The sequence below is a fragment of the bacterium genome (genome assembly GCA_035370465.1).
Classification (GTDB): domain Bacteria; phylum Ratteibacteria; class UBA8468; order B48-G9; family JAFGKM01; genus JAGGVW01.
This window is the reverse complement of sequence record DAOOVW010000014.1, coordinates 26,820-33,991: the sequence shown is the minus strand read 5'-3', so window position 1 is coordinate 33,991 and position 7,172 is coordinate 26,820. Positions and strand designations below refer to the sequence as shown.

6 protein-coding genes and 1 tRNA gene are annotated in these 7,172 nt (G+C 30.7%); 5 read left to right on the top strand and 2 right to left on the bottom strand.

All coding sequences use genetic code 11. The features are described from left to right. The first annotated feature begins 101 nt into the window (after window positions 1-101). Window positions 102-524 (top strand): hypothetical protein, encoded by a 423-nt coding sequence (locus PLW95_03340; GenBank protein HOV21698.1) that lies wholly within the window; start codon window positions 102-104, stop codon window positions 522-524. A gap of 113 nt (window positions 525-637) precedes the next feature. Here PLW95_03340 and PLW95_03335 read toward each other — a convergent pair. Continuing rightward, window positions 638-711 (bottom strand) — tRNA-Arg (locus PLW95_03335). A gap of 300 nt (window positions 712-1,011) precedes the next feature. Between PLW95_03335 and PLW95_03330 the strand changes: the two genes are divergently transcribed. The 4 genes from PLW95_03330 (at window position 1,012) to PLW95_03315 (ending at window position 6,144) form a co-directional block, all read left to right on the top strand. Beyond that, a complete protein-coding gene (locus PLW95_03330) occupies window positions 1,012-1,818 on the top strand; it encodes a fumarylacetoacetate hydrolase family protein (protein HOV21697.1) in 807 nt (268 codons plus the stop codon). A gap of 293 nt (window positions 1,819-2,111) precedes the next feature. After that, window positions 2,112-3,434, top strand: a complete 1,323-nt coding sequence (locus PLW95_03325) for an extracellular solute-binding protein (protein HOV21696.1) — start codon at window positions 2,112-2,114, stop codon at window positions 3,432-3,434. A 5-nt stretch (window positions 3,435-3,439) separates the two neighbouring features. Further along, window positions 3,440-4,492, top strand: coding sequence for an ABC transporter ATP-binding protein (locus PLW95_03320; protein HOV21695.1), 1,053 nt, complete (start codon window positions 3,440-3,442; stop codon window positions 4,490-4,492). Beyond that, window positions 4,489-6,144 (top strand): iron ABC transporter permease, encoded by a 1,656-nt coding sequence (locus PLW95_03315; GenBank protein HOV21694.1) that lies wholly within the window; start codon window positions 4,489-4,491, stop codon window positions 6,142-6,144. The genes PLW95_03320 and PLW95_03315 overlap by 4 nt, the downstream gene beginning before the upstream one ends. A gap of 1 nt (window position 6,145) precedes the next feature. Here the strand turns inward: PLW95_03315 and PLW95_03310 are convergent, their stop codons facing one another. After that, the gene (locus PLW95_03310; protein ID HOV21693.1) at window positions 6,146-6,643 is read right to left on the bottom strand and encodes a TIGR00725 family protein; all 498 of its coding nucleotides are present in this window, start codon (window positions 6,641-6,643) and stop codon (window positions 6,146-6,148) included. Window positions 6,644-7,172: the final 529 nt, after the last annotated feature.

The window sequence follows — 7,172 nt, the reverse complement described above, 5'->3', positions numbered from 1 at the left end:
TTATGGGATAGTATAAAATCAGATATTATAAATGTCTAAAAGAAATTGGGAAGGGATTTTCCTACAGACCAGGTCTGTAGGAATTGTATGGAGGTGGTAAAATGAAAGGGGAAAAGAGTTTTTCTGGTTTCATTGTTGGATTTATTGGAGTTTCGTTCATTATTTCTTCTCTTGTTTTTGCTTCTCCACAAAAGACGACAATAAAAGAGATTTTAGACAATCCTGATAAGTATGATAAACAGGAAGTTATTGTTGAAGGGAAAGTGGAGAAAATTAAGTTAACGGTATCTAAAAAAGATAATCCTTATACTACTTTTAATTTGATAGATGATGACTATAATGGAATAAAGGTTTTTATCTGGGAACATCAGGAAATTAAAAACAAAGATATTAAGAATAATGATAAGGTGGAAGTTATTGGAACATTTCAGAAAGTTAAGTATGTGGGAAAATATAGGTTTTATAATGAGATTGAAGCAGAAAGTATAAAGAAATTAAAGGCAGAGGAAAGTGAGAAAGAATAAGGTGTAATGGATAAAATAGTTTTTTAATTGATATATTTTAATATATTGTAAGTTAATATAGACAATTGAGTATTTATCAATCTTTTTACCAGTAGGCGGGATGGTCTAAAAATTGCGCCTGGCGCGACTCGAACGCGCAACCACCTGCTTAGAAGGCAGATGCTCTATCCTGTTGAGCTACAGGCGCTTTTTCCTTATATATTTTATTTTTTTATCCTCTTATAGTCAAGTTTTCTGATATTATATACCTGATGAAATAATAAAAAATAATATAAAAATTTGAATTTATACAAAAAAGTGATAAGATTTTACAAGGTGGTAGGTGGGAGGAATAGGGGGATTTTTTTGAGAGAAAGTGTGAGTTTATATAGAGAAATCCATCTCAACCTTCCTTTACCAAAGGAAGGGATAGAAAGAAAAAAGAAAGTTGGTAAAAACATATAAATTCTCAGATAATTTTGATAATTGTTTGGAAAAGAAGGGGAAAATGAAAATTGTAAAATTCTTGAAAAATAATAAAGAAAATTATGGAATTTACAAAGGTGATTTTATTGAAGTTATTAAATGGCAACCATTTATTGATGATTTTGAGGAAACAGGTGAAAGAGTAAATATTGAAGAAATTAAATTCCTGCCCCCTGTTTTTCCGCCAAATATTATTGCACTTGGACTTAATTATAAGGAACATGCCCAAGAAAGCAAAATGGATTTACCAGAAGAACCAGTCATATTTTTAAAAGCAACAACTTCAATAACAGGTCATCTATCCCCAATATTTTTACCTTCTGTTGCTCCTGATTATGTTGATTATGAAGCTGAGTTATGCATAATTATTGGCAAAAGAGCAAAAAATGTATCTGAAAAGGAAGTTAGAAATTACATTTTTGGATATACATGTGGAAATGATGTAAGTGCGAGGGACTGTCAATTTAAGAGGGATAAACAATGGGCAAGAGGTAAATCATTTGATACATTTTGCCCTATTGGTCCATGGATAGAAACAGAAGTCAATCCAGATAATTTAAGAATACAGTCAAGAGTTAATGGAAAAGTTATGCAGGACTCAAATAGTTCATATATGATATTTTCACCTTTTGAAGTTGTCAGTTATTTATCAAAGCAATTTACACTTCTGCCAGGAACAGTTATAATGACAGGTACTCCATCAGGAGTTGGATATGCAAGAGAACAACCTGTATTTTTGAGGGATGGAGACATTGTTGAGGTTGAGATTGAGGGAATTGGGATACTGAAAAATTATGTTAAAAGTGAGATTGGTAATTATGTTGAATAGTATTTTCTCCTCTTTGTAAATAAGAACCCAGTTATAATGTTGGGATTTAAATACTTATTCAACCACATTAATTTAAAAGCACAAAAGGGCCCCCTCACCCCGCCCTCTCCCCTGTGGGGAGAGGATTAAGGTGAGGGGGAAATGTTGACTTAAATCCGCCACAAAGCGAAGCGGACGCTAAAATACGCGATTTGTACCTTTGTGCCTTAGTACCTGCCTGTGCGTATCCGTACGCAGACAGGCTTTTGTCACTAAAATATAAAAGGACTTAAGTTATGTGTTAGGGCTTAAAAATGAAATCAAAATACAAAAAATACATTAGAATTTTTCTTTTATTTTTTATGATTATTTCCTTTGACCTGATTGGAGATGAAAAACTTGTTATTATTTCTCCACATTGGGAGGGAGTTCAAATAGAAGTTTCAGATGCATTTGAAAAATGGTATTTAAAAAATTATGGTGAAAAAGTAAAAATTGAATGGATTGACCAGGGTGGAACTTCTGATGACCTGAAATTTGTTGAATCACTTTTTAAAAAAAACCCTACTGGTATTGAAATTGACATATTTTTTGGTGGAGGAATGGACCCATATTTAAGGTTAAAGGAATTAGGGTATCTTGAAAAATATAAAGTTCCTTCTCAAATACTTAAAAAAATACCCCAAATGTGTGCAGGAGTTCCAAATTATGATAAGGATTTTTACTGGTATGGGGTTGTTTTAAGTGGATTTGGAATTTTATATAATAAAAAGGTTCTTGAGTATTTCTCATTACCTATTCCAAAGACATGGAAAGACCTTGGCAGGAAAGAATATTTTTCTCTTGTTGGTGCCGCTGACCCAAGACATAGTGGAAGTATGCATATGATGTACGAGATAATTTTACAGGCATATGGTTGGAAAGAGGGATGGGAGACAATACTTGCTATTGCTGGAAATACAAAAACATTTTCTTCTTCTGCTGCCCAGATTGCCAAGGATACTTCAATTGGAGAAGTTGCTGTTTCTTTATGTATTGATTCTTATGCTCTTTCTCAAATTGAAATAAATGGGGAAGAAAATTTGGGTTTTTTCTTTCCAGAAAATCTTACAGTTATAAATCCTGATGCTATTGGTATTTTAAAAGGAGCCCCAAATATGGAAGTAGCAAAAAAGTTTATAAATTTTCTTCTTTCTTATGAAGGGCAACTTCTCTGGATGCTTGAAAAAGGTAAAGAATTTGGTCCTAAAAAATATTCTTTGAATAGATTTAGTATTCTCCCGGATGTTTATAATCATCCTGATTTGAAAAATAAATATATAAATCCTTATAAATCAGGACAAACAATAAAATATAATTTTATTCTTGCAACAAAAAGATGGGATGTTTTAAATGATATGATAGGATGTTTTGCTATTGATTGTCATCCTTACCTTAAAAAAGCATGGAAAATTGTAAAGGATTCAGAAAATAATTCTCTTAAAAGAATTTTTTTTCAGATACCTTTTGAGGAAGAGGAACAAAAATTGTTATGGTTCAACTGGAATAATTCTATATTTAGAAATCAATATATAAATGAGTGGTTGAATTTTTCAATAAAAAAATATAAGGGTATTATAAAAGAAAAGAGGATATAATAATTATGAATGAAATTTTAGTTGTTAAAAATATTGAAAAAAGTTTTGGAGGGAATAAGGTCTTAAAAGATATAAATTTTTCTGTTGAAAAAGGAGAACTTTTTTTTATTCTTGGTTCATCTGGTTGTGGTAAGACAACACTTCTGAGGATAATTACTGGATTTGAAGTGGCTGATAAAGGGAAAATTTTACTTGAAAACACTGATATAACTAATTTACATCCAAGCAAAAGGAAAATAGGTATGGTTTTCCAAAATTATGCTCTATGGCCACATATGACTGTTTATCATAATATTGCATATGGACTGGAAATAAGAAATCGTGGGAAAGAATTTATTGATAAGAAAGTGGATGAAATAATAAAAATAACTAAATTAGAAAATGTAAAAGACCTTTACCCATATCAAATATCAGGTGGTCAACAACAAAGAGTAGCACTTGCAAGAGCGCTTGTAATTGAACCAAAAGTTTTACTTTTAGATGAACCATTAAGTAATCTTGATACAAAATTAAGAGAAAGTTTAAGAAGAGAAATAAAAAGAATACAAAAGGAAACATCTACAACAATGATTTATGTTACACATGACCAGAAAGAAGCAATGTCTCTTGCAACAAGAATTGCTATTATGGATGAAGGGAAAATTGTTCAGATAGATACACCGCTAAATATTTACTTAAATCCGATAAATAGGTCAGTTGCTTCTTTTATAGGAGAGGTGAATTTTATTGATGGCAAAGTTAAAGAAGAAAAAGCGAAGGAAATTTTTGTTGAGACAGAAGAAGGGGATTTTGTTGTTTCTAATTTTTCTAATTTCAAGAGGGGAGACAATATTACTTTGGGTTTTAGACCAGAATTTATATCTTTTTCAGGAAAAGAAAATCTAATTGAAGGTAAAATAACTGATTTTGAGTATTTAGGAGAAATAACGCGGGTCTCTCTTAAAACAAAAAAAGGAAATAATTTTATTATATGTGTTTTAGTTGAAAATTTCACTGATTTACAAATTGGAGAAAAAATTTCCTTCTCAGTAAAAAAATTTATGGTTTTTGAAAAATGAAAAAAACTATTTATATTTTTAATTTTATATTTTTAATTCTTTTTTTAATTTATCCTCTTTCTTATATTATCTCTCAAAGTTTTATTGTGGATAATAAATTTACTCTTGAAATTTTGAAGGCATCAATTGGAAATTATATTTTAAGAACTTCACTTATAAAAAGTTTTTCTTTGGGTATAATAGTTGTTTTTCTGACGAGTATAATTGGTATTCCTTTAGCGTTTTTCTTTTATAAATATAATTTTAAAGCAAAGAATTTTTTAAGAATTGCCTTTTTCCTTCCACTTATTGCAACTCCTTTTGTAGGAGCGCTTGGGATAAGACAAATTCTTTCAAGGTTTGGTTCTTTGAATTTAATTTTAATTAAGTATGGTATTTTGAAAAATCCAATCTCATGGATTGGAACGGGTTTTGCAGGAATTGTAATTCTTCAAACACTTCATCTTTATCCAATAATGTTTCTGAATATTTCCACTACATTAAGTAATTTTGATATTGAATGTGAAGAAGCATCATATAATTTGGGAGCGAATTTCTTGCAAACATTTAGAAAAATTACATTTCCTTTATTTCTTCCCGGTTATTTTGCTGCTTCTTCAATTATATTTATATGGTCATTAACAGACCTCGGGACTCCTCTTGTGTTTGATTATACAAATCTTATATCTATTCAGGTTTTCAATCATATAAATGATATAAATACAAATCCTGTTGGATATGCTCTTGTTCTTATAATTACATTTATAACTCTATTATTATTTGTTTTAACAAAAAAATATATAGAAAAAACACCTTATGTATCTGGAAGGATTAAAAGATTAGAAAGTGGAAAAAATTTAGATAGAAAAGGGAAAGTATTTTATTTCCTGACTATATTACTTCTTCTTTTTAGTTTAACTCCACATGTAGGAATAATTTTGAACTCATTTGCTAAAAAATGGTTTTTTACAATTTTTCCATCAGAATATACTGGTGAATTTTATAAAACTGTTTTTACACACCATTTAACAACAACAGGAATTTTTAATAGTTTATTTTTGAGTTCTTCCGCTGCTTTAATTGACGCAGTTCTTGGATTTACCATTGGATATTTTTTGGCAAGAGAAAATTTTAAAGGAAAGCAATTACTTGATTTACTTGTTATGCTTCCAATAGTTATTCCTGGTATTATAATTGCTTTTGGATATTTTGCCTGTTTTTCAAATACAATAATTGACCCACGACATAATCCTTATTTTTTACTCATAATAAGTTATAGTATAAGACGACTTCCTTTTATTGTCAGGTCAACATTTTCATCATTTCAACTTATAGGGGAAGAAATGGAACAGGCATCATATTCATTGGGAGCAACAAATAATACCACATTTAAAAAAATAACTTTACCTCTTGTAAGTCCGGGATTATTTGCTGGTTGTATTTTTGTTTTTGCTTTTTCATTTATGGAAGTGAGCAGTAGTTTAATTTTGGCAATAAGAGAAAAATTTTATCCTGTTGCAAAAGTTATATATACACTTGCAGGAAGGGTAACAGATGGTCCTTATGTTGCATGTGCGCTTGGTGTTTTAGGGATGATAATAATTTCTGTCTGCATTGTCATATCTTCAAAAATAACAAAAGTAAGGTTTGGTGAATTTTTTAAATTCGGTTAAGTTATAGAGAGAAAGCAAGGTTAACTGCCTCTTGTGGGGATTTTGCTATTTTGGGTTTGGTTTTAAAGTTTTTGAGAACTTCTTTATCTGAAAATAATTCACATATTCCACCACTTGTGGAAATTAAAATTGTTGGTTTTCCAAGAGCAATTGCCATTGAAATTTCATTTAAAGTCCCCCATCTACCACAAATTCCTATTACACTATCTGCTGAATTGACAATTATAGAGTTCCTATAAAAGCCAAGATTTGTTTCAATTGGAATATCAATATATTTATTTGCTTTGTCTTTTTTCCATGGCATGATACCAACAGTTATTCCACCACCTTTTTTTGCTCCTTTTGCAGATGCTTCCATAACACCACCTAACCCACCACAAATAAGAATACCACCATTTTTTGCAATTAAAAAACCAACTTCTTCTGCTATTTCAAGAACATCTGAATTTAAGTTTTCATCACCTTCATTACTTCCACAAACAGCAATTATCTTTTTCATACTATAATTTTATATCATATTTTAAAAACTGGGTAAAGGAAAAAAATTATATGAAATATCAATTTTAAATCATACATGTAAGTATAACTTCATTCTCTTTCCTATCTCCTGTGGCTATCCCTTACCCACAAGTTCCCACTTTGAAAAACCGACTGAGGTAGCAAAGATTAGCAAGACAGAGTTGGTGCGTCATTTCCCCCTTTGAAAAAGGGGCTATCCCTTACCCATAAGTTCCCCCTTTTCAAAGGGGGTTAGGGGGATTTTATAAGAGGAAATACAGGAAAATCCATCCTAACCTTCCTTTACAAAGGAAGGAAGATGAAGGAACAGAGTGGATTTTGAAAAATATACCACAAACTTTGTTGTATTATTTGAAAAGTGATAAAGTAAGAAAAAGGTGAGTATTTTTCAATTTTATAAAAGAAAATAGGAGCAAAGGGAATCCTTTTACCCAGGAGGATTTTAGAAGATGTGGGTAAGGGATAGGTGGGGCGAGGCTCGCCCGTTGGACTACGCCCGAGGGATTAAG

Bases quoted from the DNA above. Each gene is read 5' to 3' on its own strand.
- PLW95_03340 (HOV21698.1), top strand. From the start codon at position 102: ATGAAAGGGGAAAAGAGTTTTTCTGGTTTCATTGTTGGATTTATTGGA.
- PLW95_03330 (HOV21697.1), top strand. From the start codon at position 1,012: ATGAAAATTGTAAAATTCTTGAAAAATAATAAAGAAAATTATGGAATT.
- PLW95_03325 (HOV21696.1), top strand. From the start codon at position 2,112: ATGAAATCAAAATACAAAAAATACATTAGAATTTTTCTTTTATTTTTT.
- PLW95_03320 (HOV21695.1), top strand. From the start codon at position 3,440: ATGAATGAAATTTTAGTTGTTAAAAATATTGAAAAAAGTTTTGGAGGG.
- PLW95_03315 (HOV21694.1), top strand. From the start codon at position 4,489: ATGAAAAAAACTATTTATATTTTTAATTTTATATTTTTAATTCTTTTT.
- PLW95_03310 (HOV21693.1), bottom strand. From the start codon at position 6,643: ATGAAAAAGATAATTGCTGTTTGTGGAAGTAATGAAGGTGATGAAAAC.